This is a genomic window from Acidobacteriota bacterium (genome assembly GCA_039683095.1).
Taxonomy (GTDB): domain Bacteria; phylum Acidobacteriota; class Aminicenantia; order Aminicenantales; family Saccharicenantaceae; genus RBG-16-66-30.
Genome location: JBDKSB010000011.1, coordinates 1 through 24,335, shown reverse-complemented (window position 1 = coordinate 24,335; position 24,335 = coordinate 1). Strand labels below are relative to the sequence as shown.

At 65.1% G+C, this 24,335-nt stretch carries 19 protein-coding genes; 7 read left to right on the top strand and 12 right to left on the bottom strand.

Annotation, left to right across the window (positions count from 1 at the left end):
* The first annotated feature begins 25 nt into the window (after positions 1–25).
* From ispH to ABFD52_06920, 4 genes are all read left to right on the top strand, one after another.
* On the top strand, positions 26–901 hold the full coding sequence (gene ispH / locus ABFD52_06935) for a 4-hydroxy-3-methylbut-2-enyl diphosphate reductase (protein ID MEN6560490.1): 876 nt from the start codon (positions 26–28) through the stop codon (positions 899–901).
* On the top strand, positions 898–1,965 hold the full coding sequence (locus tag ABFD52_06930) for a polyprenyl synthetase family protein (protein MEN6560489.1): 1,068 nt from the start codon (positions 898–900) through the stop codon (positions 1,963–1,965). Before ispH ends, ABFD52_06930 begins: the two co-directional genes overlap by 4 nt.
* Before the next feature lie 130 nt (positions 1,966–2,095).
* Positions 2,096–2,476: a PilZ domain-containing protein gene (locus ABFD52_06925; GenBank protein MEN6560488.1), complete on the top strand. Its 381-nt coding sequence runs from the start codon at positions 2,096–2,098 to the stop codon at positions 2,474–2,476.
* A gap of 116 nt (positions 2,477–2,592) precedes the next feature.
* Complete coding sequence (locus tag ABFD52_06920) at positions 2,593–3,909, top strand: hypothetical protein (GenBank protein MEN6560487.1); 1,317 nt, start codon at positions 2,593–2,595, stop codon at positions 3,907–3,909.
* 16 nt (positions 3,910–3,925) lie between these two features.
* Here the strand turns inward: ABFD52_06920 and ABFD52_06915 are convergent, their stop codons facing one another.
* From ABFD52_06915 to ABFD52_06890, 6 genes are all read right to left on the bottom strand, one after another.
* On the bottom strand, positions 3,926–4,825 hold the full coding sequence (locus ABFD52_06915; protein ID MEN6560486.1) for a class I SAM-dependent methyltransferase: 900 nt from the start codon (positions 4,823–4,825) through the stop codon (positions 3,926–3,928).
* Between the two features lie 87 nt (positions 4,826–4,912).
* Positions 4,913–5,575, bottom strand: coding sequence for an ABC transporter ATP-binding protein (locus ABFD52_06910; GenBank protein ID MEN6560485.1), 663 nt, complete (start codon positions 5,573–5,575; stop codon positions 4,913–4,915).
* Between the two features lie 9 nt (positions 5,576–5,584).
* Complete coding sequence (locus ABFD52_06905) at positions 5,585–6,835, bottom strand: ABC transporter permease (protein MEN6560484.1); 1,251 nt, start codon at positions 6,833–6,835, stop codon at positions 5,585–5,587.
* Between the two features lie 9 nt (positions 6,836–6,844).
* Positions 6,845–8,095 carry an ABC transporter permease gene (locus ABFD52_06900; protein ID MEN6560483.1) on the bottom strand — a complete coding sequence of 417 codons (1,251 nt, stop codon included), beginning with the start codon at positions 8,093–8,095 and terminating at the stop codon, positions 6,845–6,847.
* Positions 8,092–9,171 (bottom strand): efflux RND transporter periplasmic adaptor subunit, encoded by a 1,080-nt coding sequence (locus ABFD52_06895; GenBank protein ID MEN6560482.1) that lies wholly within the window; start codon positions 9,169–9,171, stop codon positions 8,092–8,094. The genes ABFD52_06900 and ABFD52_06895 overlap by 4 nt, the downstream gene beginning before the upstream one ends.
* Before the next feature lie 120 nt (positions 9,172–9,291).
* Positions 9,292–10,731, bottom strand: coding sequence for an OmpA family protein (locus ABFD52_06890; GenBank protein ID MEN6560481.1), 1,440 nt, complete (start codon positions 10,729–10,731; stop codon positions 9,292–9,294).
* 267 nt (positions 10,732–10,998) lie between these two features.
* Between ABFD52_06890 and ABFD52_06885 the strand changes: the two genes are divergently transcribed.
* Positions 10,999–11,169 carry a hypothetical protein gene (locus ABFD52_06885; GenBank protein ID MEN6560480.1) on the top strand — a complete coding sequence of 57 codons (171 nt, stop codon included), beginning with the start codon at positions 10,999–11,001 and terminating at the stop codon, positions 11,167–11,169.
* Positions 11,170–11,362: 193 nt separating this feature from the next.
* The gene (locus ABFD52_06880) at positions 11,363–14,440 is read left to right on the top strand and encodes a TonB-dependent receptor (protein ID MEN6560479.1); all 3,078 of its coding nucleotides are present in this window, start codon (positions 11,363–11,365) and stop codon (positions 14,438–14,440) included.
* A 91-nt stretch (positions 14,441–14,531) separates the two neighbouring features.
* Here the strand turns inward: ABFD52_06880 and ABFD52_06875 are convergent, their stop codons facing one another.
* The 4 genes from ABFD52_06875 to ABFD52_06860 form a co-directional block, all read right to left on the bottom strand.
* Entirely contained in the window at positions 14,532–16,883 is a 2,352-nt protein-coding gene (locus tag ABFD52_06875) for a hypothetical protein (protein MEN6560478.1), read from the bottom strand.
* A 72-nt stretch (positions 16,884–16,955) separates the two neighbouring features.
* Complete coding sequence (locus ABFD52_06870; GenBank protein ID MEN6560477.1) at positions 16,956–19,370, bottom strand: serine/threonine-protein kinase; 2,415 nt, start codon at positions 19,368–19,370, stop codon at positions 16,956–16,958.
* A gap of 265 nt (positions 19,371–19,635) precedes the next feature.
* Complete coding sequence (locus ABFD52_06865) at positions 19,636–20,898, bottom strand: site-specific integrase (protein ID MEN6560476.1); 1,263 nt, start codon at positions 20,896–20,898, stop codon at positions 19,636–19,638.
* A complete protein-coding gene (locus ABFD52_06860) occupies positions 20,888–21,562 on the bottom strand; it encodes a helix-turn-helix domain-containing protein (GenBank protein ID MEN6560475.1) in 675 nt (224 codons plus the stop codon). Before ABFD52_06860 ends, ABFD52_06865 begins: the two co-directional genes overlap by 11 nt.
* Positions 21,563–21,872: 310 nt before the next feature.
* Between ABFD52_06860 and ABFD52_06855 the strand changes: the two genes are divergently transcribed.
* Entirely contained in the window at positions 21,873–22,190 is a 318-nt protein-coding gene (locus ABFD52_06855) for a hypothetical protein (GenBank protein MEN6560474.1), read from the top strand.
* A gap of 104 nt (positions 22,191–22,294) precedes the next feature.
* On the opposite strand, the gene ABFD52_06850 is transcribed toward ABFD52_06855, so the two are convergent.
* A complete protein-coding gene (locus tag ABFD52_06850; GenBank protein ID MEN6560473.1) occupies positions 22,295–23,686 on the bottom strand; it encodes a hypothetical protein in 1,392 nt (463 codons plus the stop codon).
* Positions 23,687–23,805: 119 nt separating this feature from the next.
* A partial coding sequence (locus tag ABFD52_06845) for a hypothetical protein (protein ID MEN6560472.1) occupies positions 23,806–24,335 on the bottom strand: 530 nt, incomplete at its 5' end.

Sequence of the window (24,335 nt, the reverse complement as noted above, 5' to 3'; positions counted from 1 at the left end):
GAATGCCCGCGTCGGGAAAACCCAGGTGAAGATCCTTCTGTCGGAGACCCTCAGCTATTGCGTCGGCGTGCGCCAGACCCTCGATCTGACCAAGCGCCTCCTGGCTGACGGGCGGGGCCGGACCTATTACATGCTCGGCGAGATCGTCCACAACGAGCACGTCGTCGAGGCCCTGAAGGCCCAGGGCCTGCGCATCGTCCAGAGCCTCGACGAGGTCCCGCCGGGCGGGGTCGTCATCCTCCAGAGCCACGGCTCGACCCGGAAGCGCTACGACGAGCTGGCCGCCCGCGGCCTCGAGTTCGTCGACGCCACCTGCCCCATGGTCCGCATCATCCACGACCGCCTCCGCGAGGTCGAAGCCGAGGGACGCCTGCCCGTGGTCATCGGCCAGGCCGGGCACGAGGAGGTCCGGGGCATCGTCGGCCAGGTCGCCCGGGCGGTCGTCGTCGGGTCGCCCGGCGATGTGACTCCCGAGCTCTTCGCCGGCGTCCTCCGGGCCGGGGTGGTCGCCCAGTCCACGTTCGTCGAGGAGGACGCCCGGCGGATCGTCGAGCGCCTCCGGGCCCTCGTCCCCGACGTCGTCTACCACGACACGATCTGCCGGCCGACCAAGATCCGGCAGCGCGAGGTCGCCGGGCATACCCGCGGAGCCGACTGCGTCATCATCATCGGCTCGCGCCACAGCGCCAACACCATGCACCTCTACGACATCGCCCGGGCCATCAATCCGGCCACCCGCCTGATCGACCGGCCCGAGAGCGTCGAAGGCATCGCCATCCCGGCCGGCGCCACTGTCTTCATCGCCTCGGGCGCCTCGACGCCCATGGAGCTCGTCGCCGAGGTTGTCCGGCGCCTCGAGGCCCGCGGGAAGAACGGGCATGGGAGGGACGGGGCGCCATGACCTTCGAGGCCTTTTTCGAGACCGCGGGCCGGCGCCTGAGAGCGGACCTGTCCGTTTTCCTGGCGGCCAAGCGCGCCGAAGCGGCCCGCCTCCGGCCGTGGGGGCCCGACGTCCTGCGGCGCCTGGAAAGGTTCACCCGCAAGGGCAAGGCGATCCGGGGCGGCCTGGTCGCGCTCGGCTGCGAGATGGCCGGGGGGCGGGCCGCCGCCCCCGCCGCCGTCCGGGCCGGCGCCGCCTTCGAGCTCATCCAGTCCGGTCTGCTCATCCACGACGACATCATGGACCGGGACCCCCGGCGCCGCGGCGGCCCCTCTGTCCACGAGCAATATGCCCGCCTGGCCCCGTTCCCCGCCGGGCCCGAGGCGGCTCACTTCGGGACGAGCCTGGCCATCTGCGCCGGCGAGATCGCCATCTTCCTGGCCTTCGAGGCCATCGCCGGGCTGCCGGGCCCGGCCGGGCGGACGGCGGCCGTCGACAGGCTTTTCGCCTCGGAATTCGGGCTGGTCGGGCTCGGCCAGATGCTCGACATCGAGGCCGGAGCGTCGCGGCGGCCCGTCCCCCGCCGCCGCATCCTCGAGATCTACAGGGTCAAGACCGCCCGTTACTCGTTCTACCTGCCCCTGGCCGCGGGCTGGCTCCTCGGCGGAGGGCGGCGCGCGGCCCTGCCAGCCTTCGAACGGCTCGGCCAGGACCTGGGGCTCGTCTTCCAGATCAAGGACGACGAGCTGGGCCTGTTCGGCCTTCCCTCGGCGACGGGAAAGCCGGTGGGCTCCGACATCCGCGAAGGGAAGAAGACACTCTATGCGACGGGCCTGCTCGAACGGGCCGCCGGGCCGGACGCGGAGCGGCTGTCCCGCCTTTTCGGCTGCCCCGCCGCGACCGACGCCGACATCCGCTTCGTCCAGGGCCTGGCCGAGCGGCTCGGCGTCCGCGCGGAGGCCGGGAAGGCCATGGACCGCTTCGGCCGCCGGGTCCTCGTCGAGATCGCGGCCCTGCCGGTCCGGCCGGCGCATCGGGACATCCTCCGCGGCCTCCATGCCTATATCATGAGCCGCCGGCGCTGAACGGCCGGCCCGGCCCGCGGGGGGTGAGATATCACCTCATGAATCACCCTTAGGGGTGATTGACCCTTGCGGCCCCCCCAGGCGAGGATGGGGCTGCAACGATCCGAGAACCTCTGGAAGGACGTGGACGATGGACAACCGTAAAGACAAGCGGTTCATGGAGCGCAACACCGTTTTCATCAAGTCGACCTCCGAAGGGGCCGAGGCTTTCAGCGGCCGCGGCATCAACGCCCACACCCACGACCTGTCCCTGTCCGGGGCCCGGATCTGCACGCCGCACTATTTCCCCGTCGGCAGCGTCGTCCGCATCGTCATCGACCTCGAGCGGACCCATCAGTCCGTCAAGGTGGACGGCGAGGTCAAGTGGACGAAGAAGAGCGAGGAGGACGACGATCTCTTCGAGAGCGGCGTCGAGTTCCTCCACAGCATCTCCCAGACGCTGCTCTCCCTGATCAAGCACCTCTATGCCGAGAAGAACGGCGGCGGCATCCCGACCGCCATTTCGCGCTGACCCGGACCGCGCTCCCGCCGGGTCCCCCCCCGGTCCTTCGATCCAAACAAAGACGACGTCGAGGCGCGGTTCCCGTCCGCGGGCTTTTGACCTATAATCTGGAGTCGCGGAGGCCCATGACCGACCTCGCTTCGTTCCTGTCGACCCGGACCGGCGCCCTCGGGGACCGCGTCGCGGAGCTCGTCCGGGACCACGTTCGCCTCTGGCACGCCGCCCCGGTCGAAGCCCTGCCTCCCGGGCGGCGCTGCGCCCGCGCGGACAAGCTGGCCGCGGAGGGCGAGCTTTCGCGGATCGTCGCCGGCCTGTCCTCCGAATCCATGAGGAAGGCCTTCCTCGAAGGCCGGCTCGAGGCGGCCCATCTCGAGGCCATCGGCGCCGCCCTGCGGCCGTCGTTCAGGCGCCTCCTGCGGCTCACCGGCCTTCCCCTCGATAAGGTCTATGACGCCCGCTTCCTCAACTCGACCCGGCGGTTCATCCAGGCCGCCCGGGACTTCGACCCGGCACTCGGCCTGGCCTCAGCCTACCAGGCCCTGCGCAACGTCTGGATCATGAACTCCCTGCAGTTCGACCTCGGGCTCCCGGTCGAGCACACAGACGCCGTCTTCGCCTACAGCATGGTCTACCCCTACCTCGACAACGCGCTCGACGACGCCGGGACCTCCGAAGCCGGAAAGCTGGCCGCCGCGGCCCGTCTGCGCGGCTGGCTCGAGGGCGCGGCGGCTCCGGCGCAGACGCCCGTCGAAGAGAAGCTGCTCTCGCTCGTCCGGCTCCTCGAGCGGCAGTTCCCCCGCGACCGTTTCCCGGACGTCCACAGGTCTCTCCTGGCCATCTACAACGCCCAGGTCCGGAGCCTGCTCCAGCAGCGGCCCGGCGCCGCCTCGTCGGCGGAGGAGATCCTGGCGATCAGCTTGGAAAAGGGAGGCGCCTCGGTCCTGGCCGACGGCTATCTGGTGGCCGGCGCGCTCCGTCCCGCGGATCAGGAATTCTGCTTCGGCTTCGGCACCTTCCTGCAGCTCGCGGACGATCTCCAGGACACGGCCAAGGACTCGGCCTGCGGCCACCGGACCCTGTTCTCCCGGGGGATCGAGGCCGGCCCGCTCGATGCGACAGCGCTCCGGCTCGAGGCCTACCTGGCCGCCGTTCTGGAACGGTCCCGGCTGGGCGCGGCGCCCTCCCGTTCGGCCCTTTGCGACGCCATCGGCTCCGGCCTGACGTTGATGTTCCGCGAATCGGCCGGCAAGCAGCCGGGATATTTCCGCCGCGCCTTCGTCCGCCGGGCCAGGCGCTCGTTCCCGGTGCGCTTCTCCTATCTCCGGAAGCTCCGCCGGCGCCTCGGAGCGACGCTGCCCGAGGGCTGCGGCCGGCTGGCGGATCTCGACCCCGGCCTGGTTGCCCTCATGGCCCTGTCGTCGCGGGCCTTCTCGCTCGATTGAGGCCGGGCCGTCCGGCCTACTTGGCGATGCTCTCGATGGTCCTGTGGTCCCGCTTCGCTATCCAGGGGACGGCGGCGCTTTTGTCCGCTCCGGCCGGCCGGACCGTGCCGGTGATGGTGTCGCCGGCGACCCGGCCCTCATAGACATCGAACGGCGCCCGGCCCTGCGCCGCCGCCTCGAGCCGGAAGCCGATCAGGTCGCCGGCCAGCCGGACGTCGTCCGCGGCCAGGAGCCGCGTTCCTTCGCGGGCCGAGATGGTCACGTCCTGGAACTGCTGGGAGGCCTCGAGGACGCAGTGTCTCCGGCCCGCGCCGGCGCCCAGGTCCCATTCCCAGCGCCCGCTGACGTTGGCCGGCACGATCCAGAAGTAAACGCCGCGCTCGTCGCCGAAGCTGGTCGCGACGACGGATGTCTTGTCCGGCCGCCACTCGTCCATGCCGAAGCTATGGGAGACCAGCCGCGTCCCCGGCTTGAGCTCGGCCAGGAGCTTGGGGCGCAGGCGCAGGTTGACCGACGTCAGCAGGTACATGGTGACGACCGTGGCGTCACGGAAATCCGCCTCGAAGAGGTTCTGCTGGATGAAGCGTACCTTGGCGGCCAGCCCGGCCCCGGCGGCGTTGTCGTTGCTCTCGCGGATGCGGATCGGATCGATGTCGATGCCGACCGCCCTGACGCCGTAGCGCCTGGCGGCCTCGATGACGATCCGGCCGTCGCCGCAGCCGAGGTCGTAGAGGACGTCGCCGGCCTTGACGCCGGCCAGGCGGAGCATCTCGTCCACGACCTCGGGCGGCGTCGGCACGAACGGCACGTCGTAGCCCTGGAAGCTCGCCCAGGTCAGCTCCTGGGCAGACGCGGACGGCATCCCTCCCAGGGACCAGGCCAGGGCCAGGGTGACGAGCAGCGGGGCTTTTTTCATCGCGTCCCTCCTCGCGATAGAAAGGGGGCCGGGCGGGCGCCCGGCGATGGCCCCATGATAACCCTGCCCCGGGGGTGAGTCAAACCGTCAGGACACGACCTGGCCGTCGAAGAGCCGGATCGTCCGTCCCGACCGGGCCGCGATGTGATCGTTGTGGGTGACCATGACGATCGTCCGGCCGCTGCGCCAGAGGCCGCTCAGGATGGCCATTATCTCCTCGCCGCTCTTCGAATCGAGGTTGCCCGTCGGCTCGTCGGCGAGCAGGATGGGCGGATCGTTGGCCAGGGCCCGGGCCAGGGCGATGCGCTGCTGCTGGCCGCCCGAGAGCTCCGTCGGCCGATGGTCGCGCCAGTCGTATAGGCCGACCGCGCGGAGGAGCTCGGCCACCCGCTCGCGCCTCTTCCTGGCGTTCTTGCCGTCGAAGAGCAGGGGCAGCTCGACGTTCTCCCAGGTCGTGGCGTAGGGCAGCAGGTTGAAGTTCTGGAAAACGAAGCCGATCTTGCGGTTGCGCACGGCGGCCAGCTCGTCGAACGTCAGCCCGGCCACCGTCTCGCCGTCGAGGACGTAGTCGCCGGCGCTCGGGGTGTCCAGGCAGCCGATGATGTTCATGAGCGTCGACTTGCCCGACCCGGACGGCCCCATGATGGAGACGAACTCCCCCCGGCCGATCGCGAGCGAGACGCCCCGGAGCGCCTCCAGCGACTGGCTGCCCGTCCGGTAGACCTTGGTGATGCCTTTGAGATCGATCATGGTCGGTACCTATTCATAGCGCAGTGATTCGATCGGGTTGGCCCGCGACGCCCGGAGGGCCGGGAAGATGCCCGACAGGAAGCACAGGACGCCCAGCACGGTCATATAGATGACGAAGGTCCGCAGCGAGAACTCCGGACGCAGCAGGTAGGCCTCGATGCCGAAGGAGTCGTAGTTGATCGGTGCCAGGCGGACGAGATTGACGACGTCGAAGGCCAGGATGAAGCCCCAGAACGTGCCCTTGGCGAAGACGAACAGGGTCTCCAGCAGGAACTGCCCGACGATCGTCCGCCGCCGGGCCCCGATGGCCAGCTTGATCCCGATCTCCTTGGTCCGCTCCTTGGCCGCCGCGTACATGAGATTGGTCACGCCGACCGCGCCGATGAGCAGCGTCAGGGCGCCCATGATCCCGAGGAAGACCTCGATGCCCTTGAAGATGGCCTCGCCCTGCTTGTTGTTCTCGATGGTGTTCCAGAAGCTCGCGGCGTACCGGTCGGCCGGGTCGAAGCGGTACTTGCGTCCCAGGAGGGCCTTGACGCGGTCTTCGATGAGGGCCGCCTGCGAGGCCTCGCACGGCTGTATGTGGATCTGGTCGAGATAGCGCTGGTTGTCGATCTGGCGGAAGGCCAGGAAAGGCAGGTAAACCTGGTCGGCGTCCGGCCCGTTGTACATCGAGTCCTGGATCTTCTTCTTCAGGACCCCGACCACGGTGAACGGGACGCGGTTGACGACGATCGTCCGGCCGACGGCGTCCTTCGTCCCGAACAGGTCGCTGGCGACCTTCCAGCCGATGAAGGCGACCTTCCGGCCCTGCCGGTCGTCGTCGGCGTTGATGAAGCGGCCGCCCATCTGCGGCACCTGGGTCCGCATGACCCCGAAATCGGCCGTCGTGCCGTGGACGGTCCGGTTGATCTCCTTGCCCTCCGCCGAGACCGGCCAGCCGTTGTACGATTCGGGGACGATGCGCCGGATCTCGGGGATCCTGTCCCGGAGGTAGTCGATGTCCTCCGGATAGAGCCGGATCGTGCGGCCCTTGGGCAGGCCCTCGAAGACGACCGACGTCTGCCCGCCGTAGACCATGACCAGCGTCTCGCCAAGCCCGCTGAAGGCGACCCGGGACTGGGTGCTCATGCCCTGGCCGAAGGCCATGAGCAGGAGGATCGAGAGGGTGCCCCAGAACAGGGCGAAGGTGATGAGGGCGGCCCGCTTGCGGCGCTTCCGGTATTCGCTCCAGAAGAAGCGGGGCAGGGTCGGGTTCATGGCGTTTCCCTACTTCCTCAAGGCTTCAATGGGGTCAGTCGAGGCGGCGGTCCGGGCCGGGATGATCCCGGAGATGACGCCGATCGCGATCAGGATGAGGACCGTCGAAACGACGACGAGCGGATTGAGAACGGGGATGCCGATGAAGGTGGCGAAGGTCATGTCCCCGGAGGCGCGCTGCGAAAAGACCTTGACCGCCGTAAGGACGCCGGCCGCGAGCCCGAACCCGGCCAGACCGCCGATGGCCATGAGGGCCAGCGACTCGCTGAAGAACTGCCAGAGGATGGTCCGGCGGCGGGCCCCGACGGCCAGCTTGACCCCGATCTCGCGGGTCCGCTCGTCGACGACCACGCGCATGATCGAGGCCACGCCCACCCCTCCGACGAGAAGGGTGAACGAGCCGATGACGCCGAGAAAGATGGTGAAAGCCAGGAAAAAGGTCGTGAACTGCTTCTCGAAGTCCAGGGTGTCCCAGATGCCCAGGGCGTCCGGGTCGGCCGGCGAGAAGCCGATGAGCTTGGACAGGTGGACCTTGACATCCTCCGTGACCGCCTTGCTCCGGGTCAGTTCGAGCGGCCGGAAGATGATGTTGGAGACGAATTTCGTGCCGTAGAGCGAAGCGTAGGTCGTCCAAGGGATGAACGCGCAGCGCTCGTCCCGCTGGCCGTTGTAGTTGGAGTTCTGGAGCTTCGTCCGCATGACGCCGATAACGGTGAAGGGGACGCCGTCGATGAAGACGGCCTTGCCCACGGGCTCATCGGTCCCGAAGAGGTCCGTGGCCAGGACGTCGCCGATGAAGCAGACCCGCTTCCGGGCGGCCATGTCCTCGGGATCGATGAAGCGGCCCTTTTCGGCGATGGTATTGCGCATGCGCTCGAACTGGGGATTGACGCCCCGGACCGTGTTACGGAACTCGGCCCGCCCGTAGCTGATGAGCCGGCTGCCGACGAACTCGGGGCTGATGAGCTCGATGCCGGGGACCTTGTCCGGGATGGCCTCGACCTCCTCGGGGGTGATGCGGACGGCCTTGCCCCTGAGGAAGCCCTGCCAGGGCAGGGTCGTCCGCGAGGGAAAGACGAGGACGATGCCCTGGCCCATGCCGTGGAAGCGCTTGATCTGGGCCTTGGAGACGGAATCGCCGAAGGCCAGGAGCAGAACGACGGAAAAGGTGCCCCAGACGACCCCCGACAGGGTCAGGGCGGTCCGCAGGGGCTGGCGGACCAGGTCCCGGAAGAGGTTGCGGAAGAACGTCGCGATCACTTGATCTCCCGGGGCGGACGCTCGACGACCTGGTCGCTTTCCTTGAGCCCGTCGAGGACCTCGATGTTGAGACCGTCGGAGAGCCCGGTCCGGACCTCGACCTTCTTCGTCTTCTCCCCGTCGGGGACCTCGACGAACTTCTTGCCGTCCTCGAACAGGACCAGGCGCTCGGGGAGGAGGACGACGCCGCGCCGCTCATGGATGCGGATGCTGGCCGTCGCCGAGAAGCCCGCCCGGAGAGTCGCCCCGCCGGCGTCCTCGATCAAGACCCAAATGTCGAAGAGGGTGGCGTTGCCCTCCTTCTTGGCCTTGGGGAAGATGCGGTCCACCCGGCCGGGGATCTTGGCGTCGGGCAGGGCTCCGATCTGGATCTCGGCCGGCAGGCCGTCGGAGATCTTGCCGACGTCGATCTCGTCGACCGTGCCTTTGAAGAGCAGGCTGCCCATGTCGGCCAGCGAGCACATCTCCGTGCCGGGCTGGTAGTTCGTCAGCGGGACGACCGGGTCGCCCTGGAAGACACTCTGGGACAGGATGACGCCGCTGATAGGCGCGTTGATCAGGGAGTTGATGTCCCGGTTGGACATGCGGATGCGGCCCTTCTCGAGCAGCTCGAAGCGCTCGGCGGAAGTGCGATAGCGCAGCTCGGCCTCCCGGTACCCCCCTTCGATGGCCTCCATCTCGGACTTGGAGACGAGACTGCCCTTATAGAGCTCGAGCTGCCGGGTCCAGTCGCCCTTGAGCTTCAGCATGGTCACTTCGGCCAGCTCCATGGCCCGGCGGGCCTCCACGTACTCGAGGGGGGTCGGGTTCGGGGAGATCTTGAACAGGGCCGCCCCCTCCTTGACCCGGTCGCCGACCTTGAACAGGACCTCGGCGACGATGCCGGGAATGGTCGACTTGACCCTGATCTCCTTCTCGGGCTCGATCGTGCCCACGGCGAGGGCCTTCTCGACGATGTCGCCCCGGGTCGCGGCGACCAGCTTGATCTCCGCCTTCTTCCGGCCGCAGGCGAAGAGGAAGTAGAAGAACGTGACGAGCAGGACAAGCGAAAGACCGCGGATGATCCATCGTTTCATGGTTGCTCCTAGGCGTCTATACCCGGATAGACGAATTGGGAGGGCAAAACGTTCACGGAGACGCGCCCGGCGTCACCGTTGGGCGCTATCGCTATTCTTTTGTGATCGTTAAATGGAACGTCAGGGCCTCCGGACGGCCTGGGTCAGGACGACCTCGACCCGGCGGTTCCGGGCCCGGTTGGCCTCGCTGTCGTTGGGCGCGACCGGGTTCTCGGGGCCGAAGCCCTGGAACTTCATCCGGTCGTTCGAGATGCCCTGGGTCAGCAGGAAATCATAGACCGCCCGGGCCCGGTCCACGGACAGCTTCATGTTGAGCTCGGCCGACCCGGTCGAGTCGGTGTAGCCCTCGATGCTCAGGTTCATGCGGGGGAAGACCATGAGGATGCCGGCCAGCTTGGCCACCGTGAGCTGGGAGGCAGGCTTGAGCGTGGCCTTGCCGACGTCGAAGAGGATGCCGGAGAGGCTGACGATGACGCCGCGGGCGGTCTCGGTCGTCTCGGCGACGGAGGACAGGGCCCCCTTCAGCATGCCGGCCAGCTCGTCGCGCTCCTTCTTGATGGCGTCGCGGTCCCTGGCCAGCGCGTCCCGCTCCGCCGCGAGCGCGTCGCGCTCCGCGGCCAGGGTCTCGGTCTGCTTGGCCAGGCTGGCCGATTCGCTGGCCAGGGCCTCGCGCTGGGCCTTGACCTCGCCGAGCTCCCGGGCGATGCGGTCCGCCTCGCTCTCGGCCGTGGCCGCCCGCTCTTCGAGGGCGGCCCGCTCGGCCTGACGCTTGGCCTCGGCCTCGGCGGCGGCCTTGGCCTCGGCGGCCTTGATCGTGTCCTTGATCGCCTGCGAAGCCAGCTGGACGGCCACCCGGGCCTGGTCGGCCATGACCTTCTTGTCCTTCGCCGCCATGGCCGCGCCGAAAGCGACCTGGGCTTCGTCCATGGCCTTGGGATTGACCTCGGCGGCCTTGAGCCGCCCGGCGATCTCCATGGCTTTCTGGGCCTGCTTGACGGCCGCCGGGGTGGGATCGTTGTACTGGATGCCAGAGATCGAATCTATGGCCGGCTTGTAGGCGGTCGAGAAATCCTTATAGGTGAAGGCGTTGTTGGCGGCGCCCACGCCCTGGACCTCGCCGGAGAGGAACAGGGCCAGCTCGGTCGGCCGGGTGACCGTGGCGAAGGGCTCGGCCGTCACCATCAGGGCGAACGTCCGCTTGCCGGTGTAGGCCTGAAGGAGGCCGGAAGCGCTCTTCTTGTCGGCGATCACCTCGCCCAGGTTCTCGGTCGTGCCGTCGGGGGTGACGGCCCAGAGGACGTAGGCCGCGATGTCGCCGGCGAAGAGGACGGCCGGCTCCATCTTCTTATAGGTCAGCTTGACCGAGGCCTGCCCCTTGTCATAGCCGATGGTCGCCTGCATGGACGCCCCGGACGGGGCCCGGTTGGTTTTGGCGAAGGTGAGCGTGAAGGTCTTGCCGGGCTGGAGGGTCAGGGCCGTCAGCGGGATCTCGGCCGCCGCGAGCGCGGACGAGACGGCGAGAAGCATGACGGCCAGAACGACGGCATGGCGCTTGGACATGGGACCTCCTTGAACAACGGGCCTGGCCGGCATGGCCGGCGATCTCGGACCGGCCGTCTGATGGTCGGGGGATCTTCTATCCCGTCTCCCCTGCCGGCCGGACAGACGGAATGATATCACCGGGGAAGGAGGCGGTCAACGGACCGGCGGCGGAATGGTTCCGCTCCGGGCGCCGCTGGCTGCGTGGCCGGCGCGCGGGCCGTATTGCAAAACGGGGCTTTTCGCCCTATATTCTGATCAGGGAATCCCGGGCGACGGGAGGGGAACATGGCCATCGACCTGAGCAAGTCCGAACAGGAATTCCTCGTGGATCTCCTGCAGACCGAGCTCGACGACGTCCGCTCCGAGCTCCACCATACCCAGGCTCTCGACTTCAAGGAGAGCCTCAAGGAGCGGGAAGCGCTCGTCCGCGGCCTGCTGGCCAGGCTGAAAGCCTGAGAGAGGACCGTTCGGTCGCCCGGCCGCCCGGCGGGGCGACGGGCATCGGTCCTCATAAAAAGACGTTGACAGGACAATAAATCGGCCCTATAAGTTTGATTAAAGCGTCCCGGGAACGGACCATGGGGAACAGACACAAACAGCATCAACGGATCAAGTCTGTCATTTTTTAATCCTTGTTTAGGGGGAAAAAATGAAAAGTCTGAAGGTTGCGGCGGCGGTCCTCCTGTTCTTCTCCTTGGCTTATCTGGCGACGGCCCAGATCTCGAGCCGGGAAACCGGTTCGATCAGGGGCATCGTGACGGACCAGGCGAAGGCCCCGATCCCGGGGGTCAACATCACTCTGACGAGTCCGGCGCTGATGGGCAAAGCGACGGATGTGACCAGGCAGGACGGAGCGTTCAGGTTCGTCCTCCTTCCTCCCGGGGAATATACCCTGGTGGCCGAGCTGAAGGGGTTCCAGACGATCCGGCAGGAAAAGATCGACGTCCGGCTGGGCCTGACCGTCACCCTCAACTTCACCTTGCCCGAAACCAGGCTCGAGGAACAGGTCACGGTCGTGGGCGCGTCGCCCGCCGTGGACGTGAAGGCCTCCAAGACGGAAGTCATCATGAAGGCCGATCTGCTTCAGAACCTGCCCATCGGCCGCAACCTGGCGAGCATCATCGCCCTGACGCCCGGCACGGTCGACTCGACCAATGTGAAGGGCTCCACCGCGGGCGGCAACACCTATCAGATCGACGGCCTCAATGCCAACGACCCCTGCCAGCAGCAATTGAACATCCCCATCGAATTCAACCTGATGGAAGAAGTGGAGATCATGACCGGAGGGATGCCGGCCGAGGTCGGCACGACCTCCGGAGGCTTCATCAACGTCATCACCAAGTCGGGCGGGAACACGTTTTCCGGCATCTTCCAGGGTTTCTATACCGATAAGAACATGACCCGATCCGTGCTGCCCCTGGATCAGCTCTCGGCGTTGGGGCTGGCGAAACCGAGCGCCCCGGTCTTTGATTGGCAGGGCATCCTGGGCCTCGGCGGACCGATCCTGAAGGACAAGCTGTGGTTCTATGCCAGCGGCCGCTATGCCCGCAACAAGTACGGCACGGCATTCGTCCCTTTCACCGACCCCTACGGGACGTTCTATGATACCTACGATCAAAAGAACTGGAACTGGGCGACCTTCCTGAAACTCACGTTCCAGCTGTCAAAATCCCTGCGGTTCGCGCTGATGGGGAACATCCAAAAGGCCTTCGACAACGCCGGAGCGAACGGAAGCCTGGGCTGGAATATCCCCTTTGATGTCAGCCAGAAGGACGACCCCTGGGCCAACTACGCCTTCACGGGAGCGATGAACTGGCTCATCGACAAGAATACGATCCTGGAATTGAGAGGGGGATACACGGACGTCGACGCCACGATCCTCCTGACCCGTCCGGAGCTGACCAATTCCTATTACAATTACGATTATTACACGGGGGAATATTTCGGGACCGGCTACCGCGGGGCCAACGAGTGGACCGGACGGCCCTCGTGGCAGGCCTCGGCCCATGTGATCCGCTTCCTGGACAATGTCCTCGGCGGCGATCACGAGGCCAAGGCGGGGATCGAAGTCCAGGGCGGAGCCGACAGTTGGGCGGTCTGGAAGAGCCAGCCGGTCGAGATGTACTGGTACAACGGCAGCCCCTATTATTATGACGAGGTGTACGGCACGAACGAATGGGGCGACAGCTTCATCGGCGTGAACATGTACACGCCCGAAAAGAAGGGCTACATGGCGCAGGGGAATTTCCTGAGGGTCGGGGGCTATATCCAGGATTCCTTCACCATCAGGAAAAGGCTGACCGTCAATTTCGGGGCCCGCTATGACAACGTCCGCGGCTGGCTCCCGGATATCCATCATGATCAGACCGGCGGCATCGCCTATGCGCTCGGAGAGACGTACATCGCGCCGTACCTGGACGGCTTCAATCCCTACGCCGCGTTCGACATGGAAGGCGTCAAGAACATCATCAAGTGGGACATCCTCACGCCGAGGATCGGGCTGACCTACGACCTTTTCGGCAACGGGAAGACGGCCCTCAAGCTGCATTACGGGATGTACAGCGACAACATCTGGGTGTCCATCTTCGAGCGGATCCACCCTCTTCGCTGGAATACGTACTATTTCGCCTGGTGGGACGACAACGGGGACAGGCTCCCCAGCGCCCCGGGCGAAGGCGGAGACCAATATGAGATGTACTGGAGTTGGGGCAATCCCGGAGGCATGCTGAGGGACAGCTGGATCACGGGCGTCGCCCCGGGTATCAAGTCCCCTTATGACAACCAGTTCTCCGCCGGGATCGACCACGAGCTGTTCAAGGACTTCAAGGTCGGGCTGAACTACATCTACAAATGCAAAAAGAACATCATCGATGACGTCCTGTACGACCTCGATACCGGAAAGTACTGGTACAATCCGACCACGTCGCCCGGCGAAAACTACTGGGTCCCCTTCACGACCACGGTCCCCGCGGTCGGGACGACCTTCCCGGCGACGACGGTCAACATGTACTTCCTGAGCAACGATTCTCCCGGCAATTGGATCCTGCGGGTCGCCAATGTGCCCGAGGCCTTCAGGAAATACTCCGGGGTCGAGCTGACCTTCGAGAAGCGCCGGGCCAAGGGTTGGGAACTGGGCGGTTCCCTCAATCTATCCAAGACGTGGGGCAACATCCAGGGCGGCTATGGGGATATCCACGCGACGACCTCCGTCGGGAACAATGCCAACTGGTTCGTCAATTGGGGCGGGCGGACGGGCGAGGACAGGCCGGTGGTCATCAAGCTCTTCGGCTCGTTCGACATCCCCCTGGGGATCCTGGCCTCCTTCAACTACCAGTACGCCAGCGGAACCCCCTGGGCCAGGAGCGTGACCGTCGTGCCGCCCGCGGATTGGGCGGAGGCCAACAACGTCCTCGTCTCGGGAGGCGAGCAGACCGTCGCGCTCGAAGTCAACGGCGCCCGAAGATATTACGCCTGGCAGAACATGGACGTCCGGCTGGAGAAGACGTTCACCCTGAAGCACTACGGCACCATCGCCTTTTTCGCCGATGTCTTCAACCTGCTCGGCAATCACTACTACGATCTCTACCAGGACCCTGCCGGAACATGGCAGCCGACGGATAACAACGTCAGCACGGGAACGTACACCATCAGCGGGACTTACAAGAAGATCTACGGCATCACCCAGCTAACCCGGCGCATCCGGCTGTCCTTCCGCTACAGCTTCTAGACCGGCCCGGGAACCGAGGGAGGGGGCGGCCCCTCCCTCTTTTTTGTCCTGCTCCGATCTCCGGGCAGCCCGCTCGCTGCGGCGAGGAATATCACCCCCGGCCGTGTCGGGCGCGCGCCGGCCCGGATCCGACGAACAGCGCGAAGGCCGCGAGATAGCAGAATCCCCCGGCGAGGAAGGCCCGGCTGAATCCCGCAAGGATGCCGATGGCGACGGCCGCCGTCGAGCCGAGGACGGAGCAGGCGCCGTTCAATCCCCACATCCAGGGGATGAGATCCCCGGCCTTCCTCGCATCCAGAGCCCTGAGGGCCAAGGGAAAGGGGAAACCCATGAAGAAACCCAGGGGGACGAGAAGGATGCCGGCCATGATCAGGCGAAGGGGCGGGCTCAAGCCCAGGATGCGCCCGAGGGCCGGAGGCAGAACGGCGCTGTAGACCAGGACGACCGCGAAGACGGCGAGCGACGCCCGGGCCAGGCTTCCGGTCAAACGGCCTGTCGCGATCCTGCCGCTGCTCAGGCTGCCTCCCGCGGCGCCCGCCAGGAGCGAGAACAGGATGACCGACATCGCGAGGACGGGCTGCCCGAGAAAAAGCACGAACTTTTGGATCAGGGAGATCTCGACCAGCATGAACCCCAGGCCGAGCAGCGGGAACAGGACGATCAACCGGGGATCCCGCGGCGAAGGGCCTTTCCGTGTCCCGCGGTCCAGGAGAGGCGCGGCCAGAGCGATCAACGCCAGGAGAGCGGAGATCCAGAGCCCCCGCGCGACGGCTTTCGGCAGGCCCGGCTCGAGCTTGTAGAAGAAAGGCCGGTCGTCCGACACGGGGCCGACGTCATAGCCGAGCGCCCGGATCCTCCGCTCGAAACCCTCCGGGCTCAGCCGGCCGTCGCCCAGGGCCGTGAGCATGGATCTCCGCGTCTCGCCTTTTCTGACATAGGGAAAATAGGACGCGTCCGGGCGGACCCCGAAATGCCCGAGGGAATCGGCCATGGAAGACGCGACCTCCGGGTCGAAGGGCGTCTTCTTCAGGACGAAGACGGGGTACTTTTCCGAGCCCAGGACGCAGATGCGCGTCATCGCTTCCGCCTGACCGATCGCCATGTCCTTGAGCGCGGAGAGCGAGAGGATCAGGAGCCGCGAGACCTCGGCGTCGCCGTGGCAGACGACGATCAGGCGCCCTTCGTCGGTCAAATGGCCGACATAGTCCTTGATGGAATCCGCGGTGAAGAGATAGTTCTCGGTCAGGGCGAACCCTTCGAGGCTCCTGCTGGTGGCGGTGACGGGAAGGCTCAGCATGATCAGGTCGTATCGGCTTTTCTGGCGCTTCAGGAAATTCCTTCCATCGTCGACGACGATCCGGACGTTCGCGAACCCGGAATAAATGCCGCCGTTATACCGGGCATGGCCGCGGACGATATCCACGAGATCCTTGTTCACCTCGACGGCCGTGATCCTTTTCACTCCCCCCAGGAGCATCACGAGGATATCCCGGCCGCCGCCCGGCCCGATGATCAGGGCGTCATCCCGCTCGTTCTCCTTCAGGAAAAGGAAGGGGAAGTATCCCGAAAACGAGGTCCTGAGACTGCGGACCGCCGGCTCCGGATCATCCACCGCCCCCGAGAACCTGTACATCGGCGTCCCGGCGGTGCCGTCCAGATAGATCTCCATCTGATCGGGGTAGCCTTCGAACTCGACGAGATCGGTCCGCCCGAAAGCGCTCCACCTGGACTCGACGATCTTCCCCCTGAACTCAGGCCTGGAGAGGACGTCATGGATCTCCTTGGCCGGGTTGGCCCCGCCCGCCAGCCCGGCCGCCAAACGGCCGGTCAAGCCCGCGCCAAGGAGAACGACGGAGAGCGCCAGGGCCGCGAGGGGCGGCAAGACGGGCCCGTTCTTCCCGTCACGGCCGGCGAGGGCGAAGAGAAGGGCCGCCACCGAAGCGATCACGGCCAGAAAGAAAATGGCGGTCATTCCGCCGAACGCGTTCAGGGTCAGGACGGCCCCGACCGCGGCGGCGGCCGCCCCGGCCAGATCGGCTCCGTACAGCCGGGCGCTCATGGCGGAAAAGGCGCGGAAAACCTCGGCCAGGACCCGGCCGGCCAGAAGAAAGGGCAAGAAGAGGATCAGGCTGAATATTAGGACATTGTCCCGGATCCTCTCCTGCCGGCTGACGAAGATGATCAGGAGCGGCGCGGCGGCGACGCAGAAGGCATAGAGACTGGCGTGGAGAGAAAGGGACCTCGGGCCTCCGTCCTGGCCCGCCGTCCGCGGCCTGGCGAAGTGAGCCCAAAGGCCCCCCAGCCCCAATCCCATCAAAGCGAGAGAGACGGCGAGGAAGACATAATGGTACGACAGCAGGACCGAAAGGACCCGGGTAAAGACGATCTCCAGCGAGAGAAGGGAGAACGACACCAGGAATAGGCCGACCACCACGGACGCCATCGTTCGGCTTTTTATCCGGTTTCCCGCTGTTCGAGCCTATGTTATCACCTCCAGGGCGACGGAATCCAGGCGTCACCTCGATTCCAAAGCCTTGACCCGGGCTTCCATCTCGGCGGCCCGGGCGTCCCTGTGCGTGGCCCGGAGGAGCGCCGCGAATCCCTTGAGAAGATCGTACGCCCCGGGGAAGTACGTCCCGTCCGGCTTGCGGACGAGGGCCAGTCCCCGCTCATACAGGGATTCCGCCTCCCGGATCCGCCCGCTCCGGAAGTCGCAATTCGCCAAGCCGCCCAGGCTCTCCGCCACCTCGGGATTCTTCGGGCCGAGGGCCTTTTGACGAAGCGCCAGGGACCGCTCATAAAGCCGCCGGGCCCCGGGGATATCGTTTTCCTCGAGCAGGATGACGGCTTTCCGGTCGAGGAAGCGGCCCAGCTCCGGATTGTCCGGGCTGGCGGCTTCCATGATCTCGATGGCCCGCTCGTAGCAGGGTCTGGCCTCGGCGGTCCGGCCGGTCCGATAAAGGGCGTCGCCCAAGTTCATCAGGCCCGCGGCCAAGTCGGGGTGCTTGGGACCCAGCACCTTTTCCTGGATCTGGATCACGCGCCGGAGCAGGGGCACGGCCCGCCGGGGGTCCCCCGTATAGGTATAGCAGATGGCGATATTGTTGAGCGTCTGGGCCAGGTAGGGGTGGTCCGGGCCGAGGGACTTCTCCCGGATCGCCAGCGCCCGTTCCCAGATCTCGCCGGCCCGGCCGAGATCGCCTTCCTTATAAAAAATCGCGCCCAGCGAGTTGAGCGTGTCGGCGACATCGGCGTGATCAGGACCGAGGACTTTCTCGCGGATGGCCAGGGAGCGCTCGATGGCCCGGCGGGCGTCGTCGTATCTCGCCCATCGCCAATAGACATTCCCCAGGTTGTGGAGGCTGGCGGCGGTCTCGACGGCCCCCGGCCCGAAGCGCTTCTCGTTGATGGCCAGGGCCTGCTTCATGAAGGTCTCCGCCCTGGCGAAGTCGCCCTTGTGCCAGAGGACGGTGCCGAGCTGGCTCAAGGTGCCGGCCACGTCCGGATCGTCCGGCCCGAGGGCCTTCCGCCGCGTCTCCAATGCCTGCTCCAAGAGGGTCCGGGCGGGCGCATAGAGACCGAGACTGTCGTAGACCGTTCCCATCGTGCTCATCAGCCTGCCCTGGACGAGCGGCTGGCCCTGGAGGTCGGCGGCGATCCTGGCCGCGCCCTTGTCCAGGATCTCGCGGGCCGTGACGCTGTTGCCCCGGGCTTCGCCCGGGTCGGAGACCTTGAACAGCCCGGTCAGGAAATCGGAGACCCGGCGCGAGGCCTCGGCTTCCTGGTTGGCCCGGTCGCGCTCGCGGGCGATGCGCCGGGCCTGGAACGCCGTGGTCACGGAGAAGCCGACGAGGAGGAGCGCGGCGGCCGAGGCCACGCCGACGCCGAACCGGTGCCGGCGGACGAACTTCCGGGTCTTGTAGACGGTGCTCGGGGGCCGGGCGATGACCGGCTGGTGATGGAGGTAGCGATCGATGTCGGCCGCGAGATCCGACGGCGTTCCGTAGCGGCGCGTCCGGTCCTTCTCCAGCGCCTTCATCGTGATCCAATCGAGATCGCCGCGGAGGGCGCGGATGAGGGCCGGGCGGTCCGTCCGGCGATTGAGGGCCTGGGTCGTCGAGGCCTCCCCCATCGTGCTGAGCTTGGTGCTCGGCTTGGGCGGGTCCACCTCGCGGATCCGGCGCCGGATCTCCTCGAAGCCGGCCCGGCGGAGCTCCTTGGGGTCGAAGGGCAGGGCCCCGACCAGGAGCTCGTAGAGGATGGCGCCGAGCGAATAGACGTCGGTCCGGGTGTCGACGTTCTGCCCGGACATCTCGGCCTGTTCCGGGCTCATGTACTCGGGCGTGCCGATGATCATCCCGAGCTCGGTGTACAGCGTCCGCTCGGTCAGGCTCTGGGCCGTCGCCTTGGCCACGCCGAAGTCGATGATCTTGGGCACGGCGGCGCCGTCCCGGATGGCGACGAGGATGTTGGACGGCTTGAGGTCGCGATGGATGATGGCCTTCTGGTGGGCGTGCTGGACGCCGTCGCAGACCTGTTTGAAAAGCTCCAGGCGCTCCTGGGTGGTCAGGCGGTTCTTGTCGCAGTGGGCCGTGATCGGGATGCCCTGGACGTACTCCATGACGAAATACGGCCGGCCGTCCGCGGTCTCCCCGGCGTCGTAGACCTTGGCGATGGCCGGATGGTCCATCAGGGCCAGGGCCTGGCGCTCGGTCTCGAACCGGGCGATGACCCGCTTGGTATCCATTCCCGGCTTGATGAGCTTCAGGGCCACCCGCCGGTGAATGGGCCTGAGCTGCTCGGCGACCCAGACCTCCCCCATCCCGCCCTCCCCGATCTTCTCGAAGAGATGGTAGGGACCGATGGTCCGGGCGGCGGCTCCCGCCTCGGTCAGGGTTCTGGTCCTGTCGACGGGTTTGTCCTTTTCCATGCGATCGCCCCCCGAGAGGATCGCGGCCGGGCTGTCGAGGAGCCGGGATCTCCCTCGAGCGGCCCTCTCTAATAGATGGATAATGCCGCGGGGGCGGGAAGTCAACCGGGAAAGGGCTCAGTCGTGAAGGCTGCGCCAAGATTGCTCATAAATTGCTGAATTATAAAGAGATTAAAGAGTGCCGGTGGAGGGGATCGAACCCACACGCCTATCGCTAGGCACGGGATTTTGAGTCCAGATTTCTATCGTTCTATTTATTCGCTTATCAATTATTTGCGCCGCTTGTCCCGTCTTGGTGTGCGCCATTTGTGCCTGTCCCGAGGAGTTGCCCCAGGCGGGCCGTCGCCCTACGCTGGTCCTCGTCCACGCCGTGCAGATAGATCTCCGTCGTGCGCGTGCTCTTGTGGCCGAGGAGTTTCGAGAGAGTCAGTATATCGACGCCGTTCTTCTCTAACAGACTGGCCGCGAAGTGGCGAAGGTTATGGAACCATAGGCGCTCGTAATACCGCTTGTAGTCCTCGGGTGTCGAGACCTCGCGAAGCTTGGCCTTGAGGTCGGCCATCCAACCCGTGAATCCTCTGAGGCGGCGATCGGCCGATAGCGGGCTCCAGAAAACCCACGGCGACCGCAGGCTGCCGTCCTTCGTCTTCGGCGACTCGGACTGAATCTCCGACAGGACGGCCCGGAGCTCGTCGTTCATGGAGACCCAGTTGGCCTCGCCCGACTTCGTCTTCGGGATGTAGATCCGGCCCTCTTCCCAGTTCACGTTCTCCCACCGAAGCGTCAAGACCTCCGTCTTTCGCTTGAGGGTGTGGGCGGCGACGACTATCAGTTGGCGGAGCCGGGGGTGAGCGACTTGGATGATCTGCTGGAATTGGTACACGCCGATCGGCGGCGGGACGCGGCGAGGCTCGGGCGCGAAATCTACGCGGCAAACTGGGTTCTTGCCGGTGAAGACGCCCCGCTTCTCCGCCTCGTTGAATAGGTTTTTCATCTGAGCCAATTCCCTATTCACCGTCCGAGGAACGACCGCGCCGTGGTCGGTCCGCCGGCGTCCGGGGACCTTAGGCAACTCAAGCTTTCCGCGTAGCCGGGCAGTCCTGTAGTCTTCAATGTCGGCCGGTGTAATAGAGTGGAGCATGGAGTCGGCGAAGTAGACCAGAAGCCAATCCACCGACCTCTTGATGCGGTCGAGACTCGATGCCTCGATCTTCCCGGCTTCGACCTCGGTCCCCTTGATCTTGAGGTACTGGTCTGCGAAGGCACCGAACTTGACCTTCTTGGGATAGCGCAGAACGCCGCGCCGGATGTCCGTCTCAACGTCATGGAGCTCGGCCAGGGCCTCGAGTTTAGTCCGGGCGTTCTCGCTCCGACGCCGAATCAGTTTTCCGGTGTGATCCCGATAGGCCAGGTACCAATACGTCCGCCCCTTCGGCACGGGGACCCTGGTCTTCTTGTGCGTCTTCGGGTCAAGGGCCGTCTTCGTTTCCGGCCTTGCATACACGCGCCCGAGATGTTCATTTGCCATCGCTACCCTCCTCTAGAGGCCACCGTAGGATTGACAACGCTCCATTGACCCGCGACACACCCCATGTCGTGCCGCAATGTTTGCACGTCGCCTTCGTCCCGCTCCCGACGAGCTTGACCGAGACCATCGTCGGACTCGTTTCACGGTCGGGACAATCGCGGCAATAAAAGAATTGTTGCCCGTCGCGTTTGCGGGTGAAGAACGAGATTATCGAAGGCTCCGCCAAATAGACGAGATAAACCGCATTTTCTATAGTGACGGGCTCCTTGCCAACCTTGCCCTCGGTGACCTCGCCCTGGATCGCCATGACGCGCTTGAACTGCTCAAGCGGCAACTCCATCCACCACCGAAGAGCGTCGACGCCACGCGGCCCAGGCGGCGCGAGGAGGGCCATCTGATGCCCGAGGGCGGTACGGAATCTCTTGAGCCTTTCAAGCTCGGCCCTTTCCTCTTCGGCCAACTCGCGGCCCACATGGATGATCTTGTCCCCGCGGCGCGAGACTCGCCGGGCATCAAGGAAAGCAGAGAGGTCCGCACGACTCACCCGGACCAAACCCCCGACCTTGTGGTAGACGAGACCGCGCTGGAAATAGCGGTTGACTGAAATCCGACTTACCTTCAGCAACCTCATAATGTCGGATACCCGGAGGAATTCGTCCTTCATGGTTTTATCCCCTTGTTTCATCTTACATCTTAATTATACCATGAAGTATCACTATTTGTCAACTAATTTCTATAAGTCGCTGATTATAAATAACCATTTTTATCCATGCGGGTTTCTGATTCTCATGCTTTTGATCTCGGGCGGGGCCGGGGTGTTGATTGTCCGCCATTCTGCCAAGACCAACGATTCAATCATTTTGTTTCATATATTGGTCATATTGCATAACTCTTGATACAGCAACAACTTACCTCTTGACGGCCGGGCATTTTTAACTCATAGAATAGGTGAAAATCTTTTTAAGGAGGCCCTTATGAAACTCGCCGGCAGCATCGCTCTTAACGGCAACGGCAACGGCATCGAGGTCGAGAAGGCGACGGAGGTCCACCGGGCGGACCTGATCTTGTTCTTCACGGACGCGAAGGAGTTCCGCCTGGAGCACGAACAGCATGACGGCCGCGGCGGCAAGCCTGAGGACTCGGTCTACGGGAATTATGCAATCCGTCTCCGCGACGGGAACGACGTTTCGATGGAACTCTACCTCGACTTCAACCAAGCGCGGGCCGTCAAAGATGTCCTGGTAGAATACGTCGCCGCTCGTGAGGCGCTCCTTCGGCTTCGGGCCAAGTGAGAATGAGGGCCAGCTCCGAGCGTCTATCCAAGAGAGGCTAATCTTCCGCCGCAAAGGCATTCCGAATCCACCGGGGAGCTCCGGCCCAGGCCGCCTCCCCCGCCTCATAGCCATATGATCTCCCTGCGCATGGGCGGCTTCTGCGCCAGGACACAGGCGCCGGCCGCGGCGTTGGCCGCATCGTCGTGGGCTCCGGGGAAGTGGTCGACAATGTCCTTGCCGCCTGACCGCGTCCGGCGTTCGAGTCCACGCAGTTCTTGGAAGAGCTGTTTGTGATCTAGGAGCTCTACTTGGCCCGTGGTCACAAGCGGCTCGAACTCCCTAAAGATGGATGACTTGTCGAGGTCGGACGGGACATACTTTAGCCCGGACTCCGCGATAGCCTGGCTCGTGAATCCCACCGCATACCGGTCGGCGCGGACCTCGAAGATCCCGTACTCCTTGAAAATCCCCATAAAGCCCTTTAGCACGTCGAGCGGCGAGTGCGGGGACGGGCGAACCTCCAGCCTATCAAGGATCACCTTGCCGCCCGTCTCGCGGTGGGCGATTGCCGCCGCCGCCGCGTCAGCCATCCCGCTCGAACTATCCAAGAAGCCGAAGTATCTGACGCCGTCGAGTCTCGGCAGCGCCTTCCGGCCGGGGACGATAACGGCTTCGATAGACTCCGTCGTCAGGAACGTCTCGATATCGTCGCGGAACTCCGCGAGGTACTCCGATCTGGCCGAGACGTAGTCTGTCGCCAGCGCCTTGTCCACGATGCCCTTGCCGATCGTCGGATTCATGTCGAGCGTCGGGGCCTTCCACACGAGTGTCTCGGCGTCGTTGTTTCCGAACGATCGGCGGTACTCCTCCCACACGATACCGAACTTCCCGTATGGGGAGGATAGGATAAGCAGGAGAGACCCTGGCAGGGATGCCATGCCCGGCTCCACGCTCCGCAGGATCTCCTCGCTCGGGTTACTGCCATCGACACGGAAGAAGGCGGCCTCATCCATGATTATCGCGCAGTATGACGGCCCACGAAGCGAACGGAAGTCGCATGTCCGGACGCTGATGGTGATGCCGTTGGCGAGTTGGATCTCATCAGACAGCTCCTTCGCCTTAGCGTACCGGAACGCCGGCAGCTTGAGGATCTCGGCGATATAACGGAAGATCACCTTGGCTTGGACGCGATCCACCGCGACGCAAGCGATCACGGCCGTCTCTCCAGGCGCGAGGTACGGCTTCCAATCGTAGAACAGGGCCAAGTAGACGGCGATGAAGGCGGCCATCCGCGACTTGCCAGCCCGTCTTGCGCAGAGGGCCAGGGCCCGGTTGAAGCGCCCCGCCGGCGGCTTCGTCCGACCCGTGAACCTTTCGAACGCGATGAGGTCCGCCGACGACAGCTCGAGACCGAAAAGGGCGCGGAGAAAGATTTTCCAGTTCGCCCAGGATGCCTGGTCTTTTATCATGGACCCAAAAAGCTTGGGGTCTTCGAATGCCTGTACGATATCCATAATTCCTCTTTGGTAAAATGTTTTCAGCGAGGGAGGGACCCGGTGACCAGCCAGGCCCCTCGCGGTCTAGCGCCCCGCCGAGGGCCGCGATTAGGAAACGGCCGGACTAGGAGATCAGGCTATCGTCTCAAGGCATCGATGAGCGAAGTGTTCCGAGCGACGTACGCTCGGAGGGCATCGAGTTCGACATGCCACACCCGCGCCAGCTCGTCCTCGCTATGGCCTGACTTGAAGGCACCCAGGAGGTCGCAGATGAGGATCGTCTTGACGCCGGCGGGTACCCGGTCACCGCGTGCGTTCTCTTCGAAAACGGGGAGTTCATCCTCGGCCATTAGCCTCGACAAGATCGCCGAGGTTCCCGATAGCGGCATCAATACCTTAATGCCATATCCATAGAACGGCCTCACCCGATCACGAGGTAGCCCCACCAGGTCCGCCGCACGCTCGATCGGCAAGCCATGCTTTATAAGTCGAACCAGCTTAGCGAACGTCAAGACCGGCTCGGGAATGTCCGCGAACGCGGCGCCGGGGTCCAGAGTTCCGTCAAAAGCCGACTCCACCCGTGGCCCGTCCGCGAGCAACAGCGCCACGGCGCGAGGGATCTTAACGACCTTATCCCCGAAGGGCAGGGTCATGAATTCCGGGTCGA